Here is a 17,029-nt window from a genome sequence, read left to right on the forward strand (position 1 = left end):
TTGCCCGGCAGCGGCTCCCTTTAGCCGGCGTCCTGCTTGCCGAGCTCGCTCAACCTCTCGAACTCGTCGTCGCTGAGCTCGATCTCGGCGGCAGCCACGTTCTCCTCGAGGTGCTCCACGCTCGACGTGCCGGGAATCGGCAGCACCACCGGTGAGCGCTTCAGCAGCCAGGCCAACGCGAGCTGTGAGGGCTTCGCGTGGCCGTGCTCGGCGCCGAGCTTTGCCAGCGGACCGTCCGGCGCTGCCAGTGGGCCGGCGGCCAGCGGGAACCACGGGATGAACCCGATGCCCTGCTTGGTCGCCTCGTCGAGGAGTGCTTCGGATTTGCGGGTGTTCAGGTTGTACAGGTTCTGCACCGACACGATCGGGGCGATCACCTGGGCGGCGGCCAGCTGGTCGACGCTGACCTCCGACAGCCCGATGTGGCGGATCTTGCCCTCGGTCTGCAGCTTGCTCAGCTCACCGATCTGGTCCTCCAGCGGAAACTTGTCGTCGATGCGGTGCAGCTGGAACAGGTCGATGGTGTCGACGCCGAGCCGACGCAGGCTCAGCTCCACTTCCTGACGCAGGTAAGCCGGGAAGCCCAACGGAACCCATACGTCGGGACCGGTGCGCAGCAGCCCGGCTTTGGTCGCGATGACCAGCCCGTCATAGGGGTGCAGCGCTTCGCGGATGATCTCCTCGGCGAAGTAGGGACCGTAGGAGTTGGCGGTGTCGATGAAGTTGACCCCGAGTTCCGCCGCACGCCGCAGCACCCGTACTGCTTCGTCACGGTCTTCGGGCGGGCCCCACACTCCCTTGCCGGTCAGGCGCATCGCGCCGTAACCGAGGCGGTTGATCGTGAGATCGCCGCCGAGAGTGAAGGTTCCGGATGCTTGGGCGGGGGCTTGGGAAGTCACCTCGACGACCGTACGCCAGCCCGCACAATGCGGCCATCCGCCCGTGGCAAGCTGGGCCGGTGGATTTGCACACGATCGCACAGTTGCCGTACACCTACCCGGAAGTGGGCGCGACGGCCGGTCCGTTCCCCCCGGGCTACAAGCACATCGGCTACTCGGCCCACATCGGCATGGGTCAGCTTCGCTTCGAAGAGGCGGCCGAGTCCGTCATGCACTGGGGCATGCAGCGTGGCTCCGGGCTCAAAGTTCAGCCGAGTAGCGAGCTCATCACTGCCGGCACGGTGGTCGTGGTGAAAATCGGTTTCTTCAAGGCGCCGTGCCGGGTCGTCTATGTCGTCGACGAGCCACACCGGCGCGGCTTCGCCTACGGCACGTTGCCGGGACATCCCGAGATCGGCGAGGAACTGTTCCTGGTGCGCCACGACCCCGTCACCTCGGCGGTGTTCGCCGAAGTCTCGGCCTTCTCCCGACCGGGAACCTGGTGGAGCAAGGCCGGCGGGCCGTTCACCTCGCTGATGCAGCGCGTGATGAACAAGCGCTACGTGCGGGCCGTCTGACCCCAACCCGCGAGCAACGTGTGCGCACCGGTGCACAGCCGGTCGATGACCTCCCCCACCGGAGCCGCGTCGGTGACCATCCCTACCCCCTGGCCCGCATCCACGGCGGCGATTCGGCGGTCGTCAGCGGCGATCGCATCGACGAGTTCGGCCTCCGCCGCGGCATCCACGGCCAGGGCGTCCTCGCGACCGGTCCAGCGCGCGACGAAGTCGTTGCGCAGCACGCGTGAAGGAAAGCGCTCCGCCCACGGCAGGTGCCGGACGACGTCGTAGACCCGCGTGCTGGCGGTGTCCGTTTCCTTGGCCGCCAGCAGGGCTCGGCGCCCGGCGTCGGTGATGAGCGCTTCGGCCGAAGCCGACAGACAGGTGCCCAGCCAGGCTCCGCTGGCCCCGGCGGCGAGAACCGCGGCGAGGCTGCGCGCCGACGCGATGCCGCCCGCCGCGAGCACGGGCACCGACACGGCGTCCAGCACCGCGTCGAGCAGCGGCAGCGTGCCGATCGACGCTTCCCCGTGGCCACCGCCCTCGCAGCCGCGCGCCACCACCACATCGATGCCGGCGTCCTGCGCCCGACGGGCTTCGTCGCTGTTGTAAACCTGTGTCGCAGCGGCAATCCCGGCTTCGTGGACACGGCCGACCCAGGACAGATCGGTGCCGAAGCTGACCGAGATCAATATCGGCCGGGCGGCCAGTGCGGCGTCGAAGAGTCCGGCCTCTTTGCGCATCACCCAGTCCACCAGGCCTATCCCGAATCTGCCGGTCACATGCGGCAATTCGGCATGCAAGGACGATGTCGACCCGGCCGTGCCCATGCCGACCATGCCCAGGCCGCCGGCCGCGCTCACCCCGGCGGCCAATCGCCCACCGGCGACGCCGCCCATCGGCGCGTTGACGATGGGGACCCGAAGACCCATCGCGATGGACCAGGGTGTCGACAGTGAACCGGGATTCGTCATCTCAGCGCCATAGTAGGAGAACCCCGCCCGCGAGCAAGGCGATCGATTTCGCGGCCTCGAGGCCGATGTAGACCAGATGCCCGCGTGAACGGGGTGCGTCGAGGCCGGCCAGCACCTGCTCGGAACGACGGGTCAGCCGGGGCCGCACCAGCGCGATCTGCACGACCAACACTGCGATCGCGGTCACCAGTGCGACCGTGACACCGGCAGACGGCCGGCCGGCGACGATGGCGGCCGCAACCACGATCGCGAGGGCGACTTCCACGGCGTTGAGCGCGCGGAATACGAGCCGGCCGATGCCCAGCCCGATCTGCAGCGTGACGTGCGGTGCACGAAATTTCAGTGGCGCTTCCAGAAACGAGATCGCCAACACCATGCCCAACCAGACGAAGGCGACCGCGACGGCCACCGCTTCCGCGAGTCTCATCTCACCGAATCGTGTTGGTGCTCAATGTCATCGACACTTCCAGTGGCCTGAACCGCAGCGGGCCGCGTTTTCGGCTTTGACACCACGAGTTCCTCACCGGTCGTATCCGTGCGCGACGTTACCGCGCCGACCCCGGACGGAAGGTCTTGTACCCGGATCCGGCCGCAGATTCACCCGGCGGCCGATCGGCCCGGTCGCCACCCCGCGGCGGGCGAACGTCGTGCATTCTTTAGCCATGACGGTGGACGCCCTCCTGCAGTCGGTCGCCCCACTCGCGGTTTACGGCATGGTCGGCGCCGTGGTCGGTGTGGAAAGTCTCGGCATCCCGCTGCCCGGAGAAATCGTTCTGGTCAGCGCTGCATTGCTGTCTTCGCGGCACGAATTGGCGGTCAATCCCATCGGGGTGGGCGCAGCCGCGGTGGTCGGGGCCGTGCTCGGTGATTCGGTCGGCTACGCCATCGGCCGCCGCCTGGGTCTGCCGCTGTTCGACCGGTTGGGTCGCCGTTTCCCGAAACATTTCGGTCCCGGGCATGTCCTGTACGCCGAGCGCCTGTTTGATCGGTGGGGAGCCCGCGCGGTGTTTTTCGGGCGATTCATCGCACTGCTGCGCATTTTCGCCGGGCCGTTGGCCGGGGCGCTGAAGATGCGCTACGCGCGGTTCCTGCTCGCCAACGTCTCCGGCGCGCTGTGCTGGGCGGGCGGCACGACTGCGCTGGTGTATTACGCGGGAGTGGCCGCCGAGCGCTGGCTGTCACGGTTTTCCTGGATCGCATTGCTCGTCGCCGTGGTGGTCGGAGTGATCGCCGCAATAGTGCTGCGCGACCGCACATCTCGCGCGATCGCTGATCTTGAAGCCGAAAACGCCGACCAATCCGATCCCGCCTCCGCTTAGCCGCGATCGACGGAAAGCCCCTCGGCGGCCGCGCTTTTCACCGGCGTAGAACAGGGCCCTAGCAAAAAGCCGCCTCTTTTTGCCGAAATCGAGCGAAATTCTGTCGAATTTATCGGCGGCAGATTCTCGATGTTTGCTACAACCCAACCGCCCAGCGCGCACCCCGGCGACGGCGTGCTGAGCGCGCCTGCGCCGCGCAGCGTCGATGCCGCGAAATATGCTGCCAACAGGCTCTTTTGGCACTTCGCCGTCGTCATGACGGTTGACTCGACCGCCTTGATCTTGAAGTTTTCCGGTGCCCGTTTATCGACGAAATGTTCGCTAAAAAGTTTCATCGGGTTGAATATCCACATTCAATTCTTAGACAGCTGCGGATGGACATAACCGATGCGTTTCTGTTATAAACGATATATCTACTAACTGACGTCGGTCTTAAGCTTCCTAGGGCGGGCATCCATTATCTTGGCGCTGAGCGCCGATGGATCAGGAGCGCCATGAGCACATTTGCGATAGCCGACCCATCTTTCCACCCGTTGATCCTGAGTGGCCGTCTGATTTCAGAACTGGCTCAAGCGCGCAGCACACTGCGCGCAACCACCGAGCGGTACGGCCCGGCTGTCATCGTGAGCGCCGGCGGCGAGCTGGATGCATCGAATGACAGCACCTGGCGTCGTCTGTTGGGCGAAGCGTCCGCAGCGGCGACATCTCCCGGCCCTCTCGTGATCGACACCAGCGGCTTGGACTTCATGGGCTGCTGTGCCTACGCGGCCCTTGCCGAAGAGGCCGAGCGTGCGCGGGAGCGTGGCGTCGAGGTGCACCTGGTGAGCAACCAGCCGGTCGTCGCACGGATCGTGCGGGCTTGCGGCCTGAGCGACCTGCTGTGGGTGGACGCGAGCGTAGATGCCGCGCTGTCCACCTTCGTGCTCGCCGGCTGACCACGCGTCGGGAGTCGGCACCTAAGCGACTGGTCTGCGGTATCCCTGAACTCGCGCGTCGATAGATAGGGCTACACCCTCAGCCGCGTCACTGATTGGTTTCCGGCCATACTTCGCTCGGCGGGAACAGCCCCTGGTTGCGCGGCGGCCAGTCCTTGACCCGCGCCTTCTCGGCCGCCCGAGCTTTGGCCTCGGCCTTCTTACGCGCCTCGAAGGTGTCCGGGTCTTCGTCTTCCTCGTCGTCGGGGTTGTCGTCTACCTCGAATACGACCTCGTACCAACGCTTGTTGGGCTGCACGCGTGTCTCGATGTCGCCGGTCGGGGTGGCACGCTTGACTTGGACGTTCTCCAGGCCGGGGTCGCGCCGGGAAATGAACAACTCCAGCGCCTCCGCCAACGCGATGCCACTGAGCGTGATGTCGGCGAGCGCTCTGCCTTGGTAGGTAGCCACGCCGGACATCTTGCAACGGAATGGCCGCGGACGCATTCTTTTCCGACGCGTGGCGCAGCCCCGCCGAAGACGATCGCCCCGACCGACCCCCGGCCTTGGCCGCAGTGGCGACGAAGGCGGGAGGCGCCGGTCGGGGCGAGGTCTACCTCAGGTCAGTACAGCGGAATCCAGATGCCGAAGTACCAGAATCCCCATCCGCCGAAAATCGGGTTGAAGACCGGTATCGCGTTGTAGCCGCTGTAGTTGAACCGACCGAAATCGCGCTGGGCGTAACCGAGGTCACGCGGCGGCCCATTCCAGCGGGTGTTCCAACCCCCGGGAGGAGGCGGTCCGTTCCACCCCCCTGGAGGCGGCGGCCCGTCCCAGTTCGGCGGTGGCGCTCCCGGCGGAGGCCCGCCGTTCCACCCGAATCCGTTTTGCCGCGGTGGCGGCGGTGCGCCACGATTGGGCGCACTGAAGCCATGCGGTGCGTCCCGCGGGCCACCCCAGTCGGGACCACCGCGGTCGTAGAACCCACGCTGTACGTAGGGAGGACCACCGGGTCCACCGGGTCCGCGTCCATTCCCGCCAGGTCCTCCGGGGCCATTCGGTCCACCGGGACCGCCAGGCCCACCCGGACCGTAGTTCGGACCGCCGGGGCCTCCCGTGCCGTTGTTCGCACCGCCGGGGCCACCCGGGCCGTTGTTGGGACCGCCGGGACCTCCCGGGCCGCCTCGTCCACCCGGTCCGTTCTGTCCACCGGGGCCACCCGGGCCATTGTTCGGCCCACCTGGTCCCCCGGGGCCGTTGTTGGGCCCGCCGGGACCGTTAGGCCCTCCCGGGCCGTTCTGTCCACCAGGACCGCCCGGCCCACCCGGGCCGCGTCCTCCGTTGGGACCACCTGGTCCGTTCGGTCCTCCGGGCCCGTTCTGGCCACCGGGAACACCGGGGCCACCAGGTCCACCCGGGCCGCCACCGCCTGGCCCACCGGGGCCGTTGTTGGCTCCACCAGGACCGCCCGGTTTCCCGGGGCCGCCTCCGCCCGGGCCGCCCGGGCCGCCACCACCCGGTCCACCGGGGCCGCGGGCACCACCCCCACCGCCGCCACCACCGGGCCCAGGACCAGGCCCGGGGCCGGGGCCGCCGGGCCCACCCGGACCTCCGGGTGGGTCTTGGGCGATCGGGCCGCAGTGGATGCAGGCCGGACCCGTCTTGAACGGCGCAGCATCGGCGAGGCCCGCACCGATGGTCAATTCCGATAAGCCGAGGGCTGCCGCGAAGGCCACTCCCGCCATTGCCTTCACATACATAGCTGTCGGTTCCTTCCGAGCTTGACGTACTGCGGCATGAGGCCGTTGCCTCGATCGCGCGGGACCTAGGGGCACGTCGCGTCTATCTCGAACGACTTGCTCAGCGCCTGTTGGGGATTGGCCGGATCCGCACCGGTGGCGGTGCCTTTGACCGTGTACGAGTTGCCGTTCTTGGTGGCCTGGGCGTTGCCCTGATTCGGTGCGCCCGCCGAGTAGCCCAGCGTGACGCCGGTCAGATTGCCCAGTCCGACCGCCTGCACAACGGGCGGGTCGGCGTTGCTGACGACAGCGCCGACGCCGGTCGACGGATCGCCTATCCCGATGCTGAGGTTGCCATTCACCTGGGTGCAACTGACCGGACCGGTGACGTTCTGAGCCTGGCCATCGACCACGACCTTGTTGCCACCTGGTGCCGGCGCGCCGCCGTTTGCGTTGTTGTCCGACTTGTTGCTCGAACAACCGACAAGCCCGGATGCGACGGCCGCCGCGGCAACCAGACCGACCACAATGCCCTTTGCCACTGAATTCCCTCCGCACTTCGCGATCGGCGCCCGAATGGGTGTCGCTCCCCCGGTGCCGCGTTGCCCTGCAATGACTCTGCTGATTCGAACCCTACGCTGAGCGCCGCGACGCAAGGGGCGCGCTGCGCTGCCATGAGTAGCTACCCGCGAACGCCGGGGTTAAACGCGCGCAGAACGGATTCAGCTCCCACTCCGGCGGGGCGCAGCATCCACGGTTGCCAAGTCGGTGAAACCGCTGATGTCGAAGACGCGCACCAGAAAAGGGTGGGCGATGACGCGGATCTTTTCGGCATGCGGAAAGAGCACGGTGACGCCGGCGCTGTCGAGGTATTCCACGCCGCTGAGATCAACGACCAGCTTGCCGCCGCCGGTGGTCTCGGTGACGGCCCTGCCGAGAGCCTCGGCAAACGGTTCCACCGTGCTCAGATCGATCTCCCCGACCGCCGTCAGCACGAGACTTCCGTCGGCGGAGCGCGCAGTGTCGAGAGTCAACGTCGCGGACATCAGACAATGCTCGCAGTCAAATGCACTGTGGTGCCGTCAGCTTCGGGATCGATGCGAACGTCCTGCATCAACGCTCGCATGAGCGCGATACCCCGGCCGCGGTAGGACTTGGTTGCCTGCAATGGCGGCTTCCAAGAACCGGTGTCGGTGATCGTGAGAATCAACTCGGCCGCAGTTACGTTCGCCCGCAACGTGATCGACCCGGCAGGGGTGTCGCGGTGACCATGTTCTATCGCGTTGGACACGGCCTCTCCGGCCGCGACGAGCACCGCATCGATCTGGTCCGCGTCCAGCGCGGCTCGGCGCAGCCAGTCGCGCAACGCACCCCGGACACCGGCGAGAAGGTTGGGGTCGGCCGGAAACTCGATCTCCAGCGGGCCGGGGTTTCGATACATCAGCAGAGCGACGTCGTCCTGGTAGCCACCGCTCGGTGCGAGCCCGTGCATGATCTGATTTGCCAGCTGCTCCAGGTCACCGTCGCGGCCGTCGTGCAGCAGCGAGCAGACGCGGTCGATTCCGTCGTCCAGGGAGCGGCCTCGACGCTCGACCAGGCCGTCCGTGTAGAAGAGCAATACGCTGCGGGCCGGCAGAACTATCCGGGCATCCGGCCGGGCCCGGTCAGGTCGCATTCCGAGGGGAATAGTGCGGCCGTCCTCGAGGATCTGAGTTGTGCCGTCGGCGTGCATCACGATGGGCGGCGGATGACCGGCAATCGAGTACACCAATTCACCGCTCTCGCGGTGCAGCACTGCGCACACGGCCGTTGTACAGAGAGCGCCGGGCAGACGGGCGGCGAAGCGATCCAGACCTGCGAGAGCCAAACGGGGACTTGGCCGTTCGAGCAACAGCGCACGACATGCGCTGCGTAGCTGGCCCATCACGGTCGCCGCGGCCAGACCGTGCCCGACGCAGTCGCCGACGATCAACCCGATGCGTCCGTCTTCCAGATCGACGATGTCGTACCAGTCGCCGCCTACCTGCAGGGGCCGGCTGGCGGCTTCGTAGCGCACCGCGAACCCTTGTGGAAGATGAGCCGGGCCGAGGATGGCATGCTGCAGCGCCAGCGCGGTTTCGCGCTGCTGGTCGAATTGGTGCACCCGCTGCAGACCCTGGCCGAGGCGGCCGGCTTGCATGGTCAGCAGCGTCTGATCTTCCAGCGTGAACGGGCGCTGCTCGGCCAGGTCGATCCAGACGACGAGCACACCCTCAGGATGTTGCAGCGCGATGCCGGCCGTTCCGGGCTCTGCGGTGTAGGGCCTGAGCAGGTCACCGTCCCGTAAGGAAGCCAGCGTTCGCCGCAGCTGATCGGGCAGGTCATCCCAACGGGTGGGCTCACCCACTGACACCATGTCGACGTATCCAGCGGAGTGTTCGGACGCCTGACGCTGGCTGGGAAATGTCACCGCGAGCACGCGACGCGCCCGCCACAGGCGGCGCAGTTCCTCGGTGGCGCCGCGGAGTGCGTCATCGACGGTGTCAGCCTCGGACAGTTGTCGGTTGAGCGCGTGCTCACGACCTGCCGCCAGAGCCAACGCGATTGCGGCGTGCCTGGCGAAGTCGCTGACGAGCTCGAGATAGTCCGGCCCGAACGCCGGCTGCTGCGGATTTCGGGCGACCGCGATGACGCCGAGCACCGCCTCGTCCGCCATCAGCGGGATGACGATCGCCGGCCGTTCGCCCACATCGGTGAAGCCCTCGATCGGGTACTGGAACGAGTCGGTGATCAGCGGGATTCCGCTGCGAGCGACACCACCGGTGGTCGAGCGATCCATCGGGACCTGCTGACCGATGACCTCGGAGGTGTACCGGCCCGCCGCGGCTGCGACGACCAGAGTGTCGATTTCCGCGACTGGGACGTCGGACTCGCGCGGGACTAGGAGAATCGCCTGCTCGGCTCCGGCCAATTCGAGTGCGCGGTTCACGATGAGCTGCAAGGGCCCGGTCTGCGGGTCCCCGGACAACAGTGCGGTGGTGATTTCACGACTCGCCGTTGTCCATTTCGCCGTTTCGCGTTCCCGCTCGAACAGTCGCGCATTGTCGATCGCCACGGCGGACGCGGACGCCAGGGCCCGCACCGCTCGGTCCTCGAAGTCGGAGAACGCATGCCCGGGCTGATCGTCAGCAAGGTACAAATTGCCGAATTCGGCGCCACGGACCGTGATGGGAATGGCGAGCAGGGTCCGAACCGACAGCGCCCCGAGATCCCACTCCGAGGCCCGCGGATCAGCAGCGATGTCGTCGACCCGCAGCCCGTCACCAACCGGCAGGTCGGCGAACAGGCACGCGGCATCCGCGTCGAGACCCGCGTGGATGAACGAGCCGAACCCGCCTTCGGCCCGAAGAATGCCGAGCGCCCCGATCCGAGCAGCGGTCAGTTCCATCGAGGCTTTGACGATGCGCTGCAACGTGCCGTGCAGATCGAGATCGGAGCCGATCGCCACGATGGCCTGGACCAGCTGCTCGATGTGGTCTTGGGCCGCCCGCAACTCGCTGGTCTGGTCAACCATCGGCTGACGCCGACCCGATCGCCGCGCTCATCTCAATGAGATTCATCTTCGCCAACCCTAATCACCTGGCAATTCCGGTCACCGTGGTTGCTGACGGCTGGTTCGTAACGCGTTCCCCTCAGACGCCGCCGAAGTGCGTGGTCGACGACGAGTCAGGGTTTGGCAGTTGACGGTGGTCCCGGCTGGGTTCGAACCAGCGACCTCCCGCGTGTGAGGCGGGCGCTCTTCCACTGAGCTACGAGACCGTATACCGAGAGGCGAACGACGTCGAAGGTTAACACGGACCGCATCTGGGCAGAACGTGCTGTCTGCGGTCAAATCACGGCGCGCCCATCGGCACTGAGGAATTTGTGCGGTCCCGCTCAGGTGGACTATCGTCGTGCTTCGCACCGGGCGACGATGTCGTCCGTGGCGCGCGGATGTAGCGCAGTTGGTAGCGCATCACCTTGCCAAGGTGAGGGTCGCGGGTTCGAATCCCGTCATCCGCTCGAAGGTGCAAAGGCATCAATCCAGCGGTGGAGTGGCCGAGTGGTGAGGCAACGGCCTGCAAAGCCGTGCACACGGGTTCGATTCCCGTCTCCACCTCCAGATTTGTTTCCCGGCGCGATTAGCTCAGCGGGAGAGCGCTTCCCTGACACGGAAGAGGTCACTGGTTCAATCCCAGTATCGCGCACCACGGTTCTTGCAGCTGAAGCTAGGTGGGTAGCTTGCCTAGTTATCCGAGACACGTCGGCCGAAGTATCCGGCCCTAGCCGCAAGCACGACGGCAACCCGCGCCTTCGACAAGGCGTATCACTGACGCGGCCCAACCTTGGCCGCACGCCGGAAATGACGCGGGTCTTATTAATGGCTCGTAAACGAATGCCAGGGACTGTTTCTGTGAGCACCATCGCGGCTATTCGATCTCAACGGGCCCGATCTTCCTTTCGGCAAGGCGGCAAACGAGCCACCTCACGACGCTGAAAGTCGGCCACATGAAAATCCTGAACAGGCGGGCAATTGCCGCCACCGTCGCGTTTGCCTTGATCGCGACTCCACTCACACCGGCGCACGCAGACCCGGACCAGCCGTGCGCCAGTTGCTCATCGGGCACGGGCCCGGCCGATCGTGGCGGAGCTCCTGGCGGAGGTTCGGGCACTGACGGGAAGCACACGATGGGCGGCGGCGGCAAAGGAGGCGGACAGGCACCCCCTGCGAAACAGCCCGCGCCCGGCAAGCGCTGAGCCAGCGGTCAGCCGCAGGCCGAATCCGGCCAATCCCATTGCCGCACAACCATTTTCGATAACTATCGGACGGTGGGCGCTGCTAGCGAATCGGTGTTACGGGCGCGCGTACGGTCTGCCACGCGTTATCGCCATCAGCAGGCCGTGCTACTTGACGGATAGCCTAGCCTGAAAGACCGTCTCAGGTGTTGAAGTCCGGCAGTGGCCCGGCGGGCTTGGTTTCCGCGGGCAACTCTTGGTCTTGTTCGGCCCCTTGCTCGATGACTTCTTCAGTGCGCCGAATGTCGTCTTCGGTCTGGTCGGCGCCGTCTGCTGGTGTGCTCATGCCGTGGTGTACCCGCGGCGAAGCGTTCCCAATATCGCGACGCTCAGACGCGGCCCGCGCATCGAAGTACCTCTGCATCGCCGGCCCGGTGTTGATCCGGACCTGCATCATCCGTCCATAGCCGCGCATCCACAGCTCCGCCGGGCTCGAAATGCCCCGCTGAGAAATCAACCTTCGAGCAGAATCTCCCGCCAATCAGCGCGAGACGGATAGTCACGGTCTGCGACACGCGAAACCGGTGAAACGGTCCGACTTACAGGACCCCTCTTCCAGCACGGCAGACCCATGCGGTTTCGGACACAGGGAAATTCCCTAGTTTCACGCCGTGAATGGTTCTAACAGAATCAAAAAGCGCTGAAAACAATCCTTAAAGTTTATTTGAGTTCAATATGCAAGAAGCATCAATGAGCTATAACTAAGCGAAGCCTGAGAATGCCGGTCTGACCTTGGGGGACTTGTTCAGACAACAGCGGCACCCGCTAGGCGACTCATCTCGGCTGGATCACACGCGATTTCACAATAGGGGGAACCAATGAAGAAAACGCTTCTCGGCGCCGCGCTCTGCGGGCTCGCCGTGGCATTCTCCGGTACTGCGAATGCCGACAGCAGTAGCAACGACTGGTGGTCCGGGTTGACCGCAATAGAGAATTGGTTCTCCGAGGTAAGTGCAGCCAGCAGCACCAACAACTGGTTGACGGCCTTGATTGACCTCGAAAACCTTTTCAACCCAGGCAACGGATCGTTACCCGCCCCGTCCGGCGGCGACGACGGAGCCGAATTCCTGTCAGGCTCGACCCACGCACTGGTGCTCGGCGCTACCGGCGTATCGACACCGAGCGCTGCCTACGTCAGTGACGCGTTGAACCTGTACCTGGAGCCGAACGGGTACGACGGCGATGCCGCTTCCGCATTGGCGTTGACCACGCCGGAGACATTCAGCTTCGAGTCAAGCGTGTCGCAGGGTGAGCAGATTCTGATCAACACCATCGTTGCCGACTACAACGCCGGTGATATGGGCTGTAACGCCGCCGGCATCTGCAGTGATCCGTTGACCATTTTCACGTACTCGCAGAGCAGCGCCATCGCGGCCCTGGCGGAACAGCAACTCTCCGTCGACAAGATCCCGGATGACGCACTCAGGTTTGTGATGCTCGGGGCCAACCCCCTTGGCGTTCCCAACGACCTCTTCCCCACCGAGATCTACGACATCAACGGTGACACCTGGGCCGAACCGGGCTCGCTGGGCACAAGCTGGCAGGACCTGCTGACCGGGTTGGCCTTGCATGAGGTTTACCTCGGGCTGACGCCGACCGAAATTGCGTCGGCCTCGACTATTGCCGACGGCATGACGACCCTCCACGAAATTCCGACGCTTACCGGCGGGGCATTCTGGGATGCGCTGATCGGTGCCTTCGGGGCAGGGGCCAGCTAGAGCAGGAAATTCCCGCGCTCATTTGCCCGGCCGTCGCATAAAGGGCCGATCGGGTAGCGAGAGTTGCGTCGTGGCGTGGCCAAACACAATGAGGCCGATCGCGTGGTCGCGTGTTGATCCAAGCACCCGTGTTGGTTCCGGGCAATTTCGGTGGGCGTCTCAAGACCCTGCGTGCTGACGCCGGTCGTTGCCAACGCCCATCGGCGACGTCTCGCGGCAGAGTCGGCAGACCCGGGTGGTCGCTTCTCGACGGCCGCTTGAGCGACCGCACGGCGTTGAGCAGGGACGACACTGTCGTGACGGAATGTATGTTCTGCCTCCGACCGCAGAACAATCGGTTTCGTCTCGTGCGCCCATAAACCAAGACGCACCGTCCAACTGGGCGGATCCGAGGTCCGCTTCTCCGGGATCACGGTCGTGTCGTCGCGACCCGACCGACAGGGAAAAAGATTTGCCAGAGCGGTGAAACCGTTTTGTCGGAACCATTTTGACACCAGAAAATTAATTGAGTTTGATGTGTATTCATATGTACTTGAGCATGAAATATGGGTTAGCTTAATAAGCACCAGGTTTGCTGCTTCGACTCCCGCAGCAGAGGTTTCGGCTGGTGGACACAATTTCCTAGGGGACGGCCCTTTGTCTCCTCGTCACCACGGGGGATTCAATGAAAAAAGTGATTCTCGGCGCTGCGATCTGTGGCGCCACACTTTACGGCGGCGCCGCAACATTTGCCGGCAGTGCCAACGCCGACACCGGCAGTGACTGGCTCTCGAGTCTGACCAACACCGTCGATGACTGGATGTCCGGCCTGACCGGATCCAGCGCGGCAAGTGTCCTCGCGCCCGACTTCGCCGCTTCCGCCGACGACGGCACCGATTTCCTGGCGAGCTCGGACCACGCGCTGATCCTGGGGCCTACCGGCATTCCGACACCGAATTCCGCCTACATCACAGACGCGGAAAACCTCTACCTCTACCCGAATGGGTACGAAGGCACCGCCGCGACGACTCTTGCCCTGACCACCCCAGAGACCAACGACTTTCAAACGAGCGTTCCCCAGGGGGAAGCCATTCTCATCGATGCGATTCAGGCGCAGTACAACGCCGGCGACATGGGCTGTGACGCCTCGGGCGTATGCAGCGATCCGCTGACCATCTTCACCTACTCGCAGAGCAGCGCCGTCGCCGCGTTGGCCGAACAGCAGCTCAGCGACGACAAGATTCCCGAGGATGCGCTGCGGTTCGTCATGCTTGGCGCCAATCCCACCGGCGTACCCAATGACCTGTTCCCGACCGAGATCTACAACATTCACGGCGACGCCTACGCCGAGCCCGGCGTCTTGGGTACGTCGTGGCAGGACGTCGTGTTCGGAATGGAACTTCACGAGGCCTACCTCGGCTTGACGCAGGCCGAACTCGATTCGGCAACAACGACAGTGGAAGGCCTGACAACAATCCACGAAATTCCGACGCTGACGTCGATGGAGCTTTGGGACGCGCTGCTCAGCGCGGCTGCCGCGGGGTCATTCTCGACTAGTTAGGTGGTCTCGCGGCCCCAGCCGGACGAGTCGACATTCACCTAGGCGTTGGCGGTGCCGGGGCGCCCATAGCGATGCGTTTATACGGCGCCCGGGCCGTGTCCGCCTGCTCCACAACGTGGCCAAAATGTCGAACCATTGAAACCTCGGGTCCAACATCCGGACTGCGCAACCGGCAAAAGATATCCGACAGCTCGCAGTGGCCCGATAGGCGCATGCGAAAGCGCCGGAAATCCTTCTATTGGCATCAATATGTGTCGAAAAAAGGCGTTCACGTTTGACGCCATTCGTATAACCCCCACAAACTTTGAGCGATACCTTAATCGCGGCTGAGAAATTCTCATCAACAGCCGACCGGGAAGAACAGCGCAGTTGCCCGCCTAACGGGGACGGGTTGGCGACGTCCGCTCTGATCATGAATACGAGGGGGAAAACATGAAGAAAGCAATTCTCGGCGCGGCGTTATGTGGCGCCGCCATAGCGCTCGCCAGTCCGGCAAGCGCCGATTCCAACAGCGACTTCTGGAACGCTGCCTCTGGCACCATCACCGATTGGCTACTCGGCGCGAGCAGCACTTCCGATGTTTCGGCCGAGGTTTCGTCGCTTGCGGCGCGCGATTCTGACTTTCTGGACGGCTCGACCAACGCTCTTATCCTGGGCGCCACCGGGATGCCGACGCCGACTTCGAGTTACATCAACGCGGCGGCATCGCTGTACATCTTCCCCAACGGGTATGAGGGCGACAACGGGTCGCTCACGGCATTGACGACGCCGCAGACCTTCGACTTCTTCCCGAGCGTGCAGGACGGCAAGGACGAACTCGTCAACGCGATCATGGAGCAGTACAAGGCTGGCGAGATGGGCTGCAACGCCGCGGGCATCTGCAGCGACCCGCTGACCATCTTCACCTATTCGCAGAGCGCCGCGATCGCGGCCCTCGCCCAACGTGATCTCGACGACATGAAAGTTCCCGACGACGCATTACGGTTCATCATGCTCGGCGCGAACCCGCTGGGCGTTCCGGACAACCTGTACCCGACGGAGATTTTCAACATTGACGGTGACGTCTGGGCGCAGCCGTTCACGCTCGGCTCAAACTGGCAGGAGATCCTGATGGGCTTCGCCCTTCACGAGGTCTATCTCGGCTTGACAGAAGAGCAAATCGGCTCGGCCTCAACGATAGTCGACGGAATGACGACTATTCACGAGATCCCAACGCTCACGTGGCCCGAGCTGATCGACGCGTTGTTCAACGTGTGGTTCGGGCAGTGATGACGACAGTCTGAGGCGCGGCGCTGACGGCCGAGTGTGCGGGGTGAAGCTCCATACTTCCGCCACTCGGCCGGCGCACCCTCGGTAACGTCGTCTCCATGCCGCTGTTCGGAGTGCAGCGTCGTCAATCGTGCGCCGGCGCGGCGCTGGCCGCGGTCCTGGTTTTGGTCGCAGGCTGCGCGACGGAACCCAAACACCAGCCGTCGAAAGCCGGCGCCGCGAGGAGTGGCACGACGTACACGGTCGAGCCGTTCGACTTCGACGGTGTCGCCGGCCTGTCGATGTCTGTCACACAGCGTCAGCTGGGCGGCTCGATGTGCCCCTGCGTCAAAGTGCACTACCCCGCCGACGGCTTGCACAACGACGAGGGAGTGACCGCGATCGACAAGGCGCCGCTGCGGGCAGGCGACACCGTGCTCGGCTTCAGCCTGGGGTCGCAGGTGATCTCGCTGTATCTGGCGAAACACACACCACCGCCCGGCGTCCGATTCGTCCTACTGGGCGACACATTCGCCCGAAACGACGAGCTGGTGGCCCGTCATCAGGGCATCCCGCCTGACATCGCCAACGCGGTCACGCTTGTGGTCCGTGAATATGACGGATGGAGCGACAAACCGACCCGCAAAGCCTCGCCCCACTTCGAACTCGCAATGCACAACGCAGAACTGGGCGCGGCAACTATTCATGACTATGTCCGCGCCCGCATCGAGGACGCGGCCAACGTGACGACGAGACGCGGCAACATCACCGCCGTACTGATCCCCACCCAGCATCTCCCGATCAACAAAGCGCTGCGAATGCTCGGCAACGGCACAAAGGCCGATCACCTCGACGCCGAACAGCGACCGCTCATCGACAGCGCCTACGACCGACCCATCCCCACACCGCAGCAGTTGGCCGACTCGACGGGCCAGCAAGTCAGCGGCTGAGCCGTCAACCCGCGATCTGCGCCTGAGCGACCGCGTTAGCGGTCTGGTCGGGGCAGTGCTGGCGGATCGTGGTGCCAGTCAGGACGCCGGCGTTGGTGGCGTTATAGCCGCGAGCCTCGAGGGTCGTCTCGATCGCGGCGAGGCTGGTGCCGCTCCGCAGCTCGGCGCAGATGTCGTAACGGGAGTCGATGGCGGCGGCCTGCGCAGGCGCGGCGAGCGTCAGCGTTGCGATCATCGCGGCTCCGGCCCCCAGAAGGGACGTGCGGATCAGGCTTTGCCTGCCGGCGTTGTTGTTACGACTCATGTCACCCTCGCTGTCTCGAGGTCACCGTTTCTGCGTTAGTGGCCGTTGCCGTCTACCAACGCGACTACC

18 protein-coding genes and 4 tRNA genes are annotated in these 17,029 nt (G+C 64.8%); 10 read left to right on the forward strand and 12 right to left on the reverse strand.

Annotated elements, in window-relative coordinates; genetic code table 11:
• Positions 1-20: 20 nt before the first annotated feature.
• On the reverse strand, positions 21-899 hold the full coding sequence (locus CYU59_RS27160; RefSeq protein WP_293004380.1) for an aldo/keto reductase: 879 nt from the start codon (positions 897-899) through the stop codon (positions 21-23).
• Between the two features lie 59 nt (positions 900-958).
• Here CYU59_RS27160 and CYU59_RS27165 point away from each other — a divergent pair, with 59 nt between their 5' ends.
• Entirely contained in the window at positions 959-1,456 is a 498-nt protein-coding gene (locus CYU59_RS27165) for a DUF1990 domain-containing protein (RefSeq protein ID WP_293004381.1), read from the forward strand.
• On the opposite strand, the gene CYU59_RS27170 is transcribed toward CYU59_RS27165, so the two are convergent.
• Positions 1,438-2,412: a nitronate monooxygenase gene (locus CYU59_RS27170; RefSeq protein WP_293004382.1), complete on the reverse strand. Its 975-nt coding sequence runs from the start codon at positions 2,410-2,412 to the stop codon at positions 1,438-1,440. The two genes, CYU59_RS27165 and CYU59_RS27170, sit on opposite strands and share 19 nt — an antisense overlap.
• A gap of 1 nt (position 2,413) precedes the next feature.
• Positions 2,414-2,839, reverse strand: a complete 426-nt coding sequence (locus CYU59_RS27175; protein WP_293004383.1) for a hypothetical protein — start codon at positions 2,837-2,839, stop codon at positions 2,414-2,416.
• A 235-nt stretch (positions 2,840-3,074) separates the two neighbouring features.
• On the opposite strand from CYU59_RS27175, the gene CYU59_RS27180 reads away from it, so the two are divergent.
• Positions 3,075-3,731, forward strand: coding sequence for a DedA family protein (locus tag CYU59_RS27180; RefSeq protein WP_293004384.1), 657 nt, complete (start codon positions 3,075-3,077; stop codon positions 3,729-3,731).
• Here CYU59_RS27180 and CYU59_RS27185 read toward each other — a convergent pair.
• Positions 3,728-4,066: a hypothetical protein gene (locus tag CYU59_RS27185; RefSeq protein ID WP_293004385.1), complete on the reverse strand. Its 339-nt coding sequence runs from the start codon at positions 4,064-4,066 to the stop codon at positions 3,728-3,730. The two genes, CYU59_RS27180 and CYU59_RS27185, sit on opposite strands and share 4 nt — an antisense overlap.
• A gap of 159 nt (positions 4,067-4,225) precedes the next feature.
• Here CYU59_RS27185 and CYU59_RS27190 point away from each other — a divergent pair, with 159 nt between their 5' ends.
• Positions 4,226-4,666, forward strand: coding sequence for an anti-sigma factor antagonist (locus CYU59_RS27190; protein WP_293004386.1), 441 nt, complete (start codon positions 4,226-4,228; stop codon positions 4,664-4,666).
• A gap of 88 nt (positions 4,667-4,754) precedes the next feature.
• Here CYU59_RS27190 and CYU59_RS27195 read toward each other — a convergent pair whose 3' ends face one another.
• The 6 genes from CYU59_RS27195 to CYU59_RS27220 form a co-directional block, all read right to left on the reverse strand.
• A complete protein-coding gene (locus CYU59_RS27195) occupies positions 4,755-5,117 on the reverse strand; it encodes a hypothetical protein (RefSeq protein WP_293004387.1) in 363 nt (120 codons plus the stop codon).
• Positions 5,118-5,269: 152 nt separating this feature from the next.
• The gene (locus CYU59_RS27200) at positions 5,270-6,391 is read right to left on the reverse strand and encodes an MAP_0585 family protein (protein WP_293004388.1); all 1,122 of its coding nucleotides are present in this window, start codon (positions 6,389-6,391) and stop codon (positions 5,270-5,272) included.
• A gap of 80 nt (positions 6,392-6,471) precedes the next feature.
• Positions 6,472-6,927, reverse strand: a complete 456-nt coding sequence (locus tag CYU59_RS27205) for a lipoprotein LpqH (protein WP_293004389.1) — start codon at positions 6,925-6,927, stop codon at positions 6,472-6,474.
• Positions 6,928-7,107: 180 nt separating this feature from the next.
• The gene (locus CYU59_RS27210) at positions 7,108-7,431 is read right to left on the reverse strand and encodes an STAS domain-containing protein (protein WP_293004390.1); all 324 of its coding nucleotides are present in this window, start codon (positions 7,429-7,431) and stop codon (positions 7,108-7,110) included.
• Positions 7,431-9,938 carry a SpoIIE family protein phosphatase gene (locus CYU59_RS27215; protein WP_293004391.1) on the reverse strand — a complete coding sequence of 836 codons (2,508 nt, stop codon included), beginning with the start codon at positions 9,936-9,938 and terminating at the stop codon, positions 7,431-7,433. Before CYU59_RS27215 ends, CYU59_RS27210 begins: the two co-directional genes overlap by 1 nt.
• Positions 9,939-10,111: 173 nt before the next feature.
• A tRNA-Val gene (locus CYU59_RS27220) sits at positions 10,112-10,183 on the reverse strand.
• Between the two features lie 170 nt (positions 10,184-10,353).
• On the opposite strand from CYU59_RS27220, the gene CYU59_RS27225 reads away from it, so the two are divergent.
• The 3 genes from CYU59_RS27225 to CYU59_RS27235 all read left to right on the forward strand — a co-directional run bounded on the left by CYU59_RS27225 (position 10,354) and on the right by CYU59_RS27235 (position 10,614).
• Positions 10,354-10,426, forward strand: a tRNA-Gly gene (locus CYU59_RS27225).
• Positions 10,427-10,452: 26 nt separating this feature from the next.
• Positions 10,453-10,526, forward strand: a tRNA-Cys gene (locus tag CYU59_RS27230).
• A 13-nt stretch (positions 10,527-10,539) separates the two neighbouring features.
• Positions 10,540-10,614: transfer RNA gene (locus tag CYU59_RS27235), tRNA-Val, on the forward strand.
• A gap of 728 nt (positions 10,615-11,342) precedes the next feature.
• On the opposite strand, the gene CYU59_RS27240 is transcribed toward CYU59_RS27235, so the two are convergent.
• Complete coding sequence (locus CYU59_RS27240; RefSeq protein ID WP_293004392.1) at positions 11,343-11,615, reverse strand: hypothetical protein; 273 nt, start codon at positions 11,613-11,615, stop codon at positions 11,343-11,345.
• Positions 11,616-12,018: 403 nt separating this feature from the next.
• Between CYU59_RS27240 and CYU59_RS27245 the strand changes: the two genes are divergently transcribed.
• The 4 genes from CYU59_RS27245 (at position 12,019) to CYU59_RS27260 (ending at position 16,656) form a co-directional block, all read left to right on the forward strand.
• Positions 12,019-12,918 carry a PE-PPE domain-containing protein gene (locus CYU59_RS27245; RefSeq protein ID WP_293004393.1) on the forward strand — a complete coding sequence of 300 codons (900 nt, stop codon included), beginning with the start codon at positions 12,019-12,021 and terminating at the stop codon, positions 12,916-12,918.
• A gap of 664 nt (positions 12,919-13,582) precedes the next feature.
• Positions 13,583-14,458: a PE-PPE domain-containing protein gene (locus CYU59_RS27250; RefSeq protein WP_293004394.1), complete on the forward strand. Its 876-nt coding sequence runs from the start codon at positions 13,583-13,585 to the stop codon at positions 14,456-14,458.
• Between the two features lie 432 nt (positions 14,459-14,890).
• Complete coding sequence (locus CYU59_RS27255; protein WP_293004395.1) at positions 14,891-15,727, forward strand: PE-PPE domain-containing protein; 837 nt, start codon at positions 14,891-14,893, stop codon at positions 15,725-15,727.
• A gap of 98 nt (positions 15,728-15,825) precedes the next feature.
• On the forward strand, positions 15,826-16,656 hold the full coding sequence (locus CYU59_RS27260; protein WP_293004396.1) for a PE-PPE domain-containing protein: 831 nt from the start codon (positions 15,826-15,828) through the stop codon (positions 16,654-16,656).
• A gap of 4 nt (positions 16,657-16,660) precedes the next feature.
• On the opposite strand, the gene CYU59_RS27265 is transcribed toward CYU59_RS27260, so the two are convergent.
• Positions 16,661-16,960 carry a DUF732 domain-containing protein gene (locus CYU59_RS27265; protein WP_293004397.1) on the reverse strand — a complete coding sequence of 100 codons (300 nt, stop codon included), beginning with the start codon at positions 16,958-16,960 and terminating at the stop codon, positions 16,661-16,663.
• Positions 16,961-17,029: the final 69 nt, after the last annotated feature.

Source organism: Mycobacterium sp. (assembly GCF_002863225.1).
GTDB lineage: Bacteria > Actinomycetota > Actinomycetes > Mycobacteriales > Mycobacteriaceae > Mycobacterium.

Bases quoted from the DNA above. Each gene is read 5' to 3' on its own strand.
- CYU59_RS27170 (WP_293004382.1), bottom strand. From the start codon at position 2,412: ATGACGAATCCCGGTTCACTGTCGACACCCTGGTCCATCGCGATGGGT.
- CYU59_RS27175 (WP_293004383.1), bottom strand. From the start codon at position 2,839: ATGAGACTCGCGGAAGCGGTGGCCGTCGCGGTCGCCTTCGTCTGGTTG.
- CYU59_RS27180 (WP_293004384.1), top strand. From the start codon at position 3,075: ATGACGGTGGACGCCCTCCTGCAGTCGGTCGCCCCACTCGCGGTTTAC.
- CYU59_RS27185 (WP_293004385.1), bottom strand. From the start codon at position 4,066: ATGAAACTTTTTAGCGAACATTTCGTCGATAAACGGGCACCGGAAAAC.
- CYU59_RS27190 (WP_293004386.1), top strand. From the start codon at position 4,226: ATGAGCACATTTGCGATAGCCGACCCATCTTTCCACCCGTTGATCCTG.
- CYU59_RS27200 (WP_293004388.1), bottom strand. From the start codon at position 6,391: ATGGCGGGAGTGGCCTTCGCGGCAGCCCTCGGCTTATCGGAATTGACC.
- CYU59_RS27210 (WP_293004390.1), bottom strand. From the start codon at position 7,431: ATGTCCGCGACGTTGACTCTCGACACTGCGCGCTCCGCCGACGGAAGT.
- CYU59_RS27215 (WP_293004391.1), bottom strand. From the start codon at position 9,938: ATGGTTGACCAGACCAGCGAGTTGCGGGCGGCCCAAGACCACATCGAG.
- CYU59_RS27240 (WP_293004392.1), bottom strand. From the start codon at position 11,615: ATGCGCGGCTATGGACGGATGATGCAGGTCCGGATCAACACCGGGCCG.
- CYU59_RS27245 (WP_293004393.1), top strand. From the start codon at position 12,019: ATGAAGAAAACGCTTCTCGGCGCCGCGCTCTGCGGGCTCGCCGTGGCA.
- CYU59_RS27250 (WP_293004394.1), top strand. From the start codon at position 13,583: ATGAAAAAAGTGATTCTCGGCGCTGCGATCTGTGGCGCCACACTTTAC.
- CYU59_RS27255 (WP_293004395.1), top strand. From the start codon at position 14,891: ATGAAGAAAGCAATTCTCGGCGCGGCGTTATGTGGCGCCGCCATAGCG.
- CYU59_RS27260 (WP_293004396.1), top strand. From the start codon at position 15,826: ATGCCGCTGTTCGGAGTGCAGCGTCGTCAATCGTGCGCCGGCGCGGCG.
- CYU59_RS27265 (WP_293004397.1), bottom strand. From the start codon at position 16,960: ATGAGTCGTAACAACAACGCCGGCAGGCAAAGCCTGATCCGCACGTCC.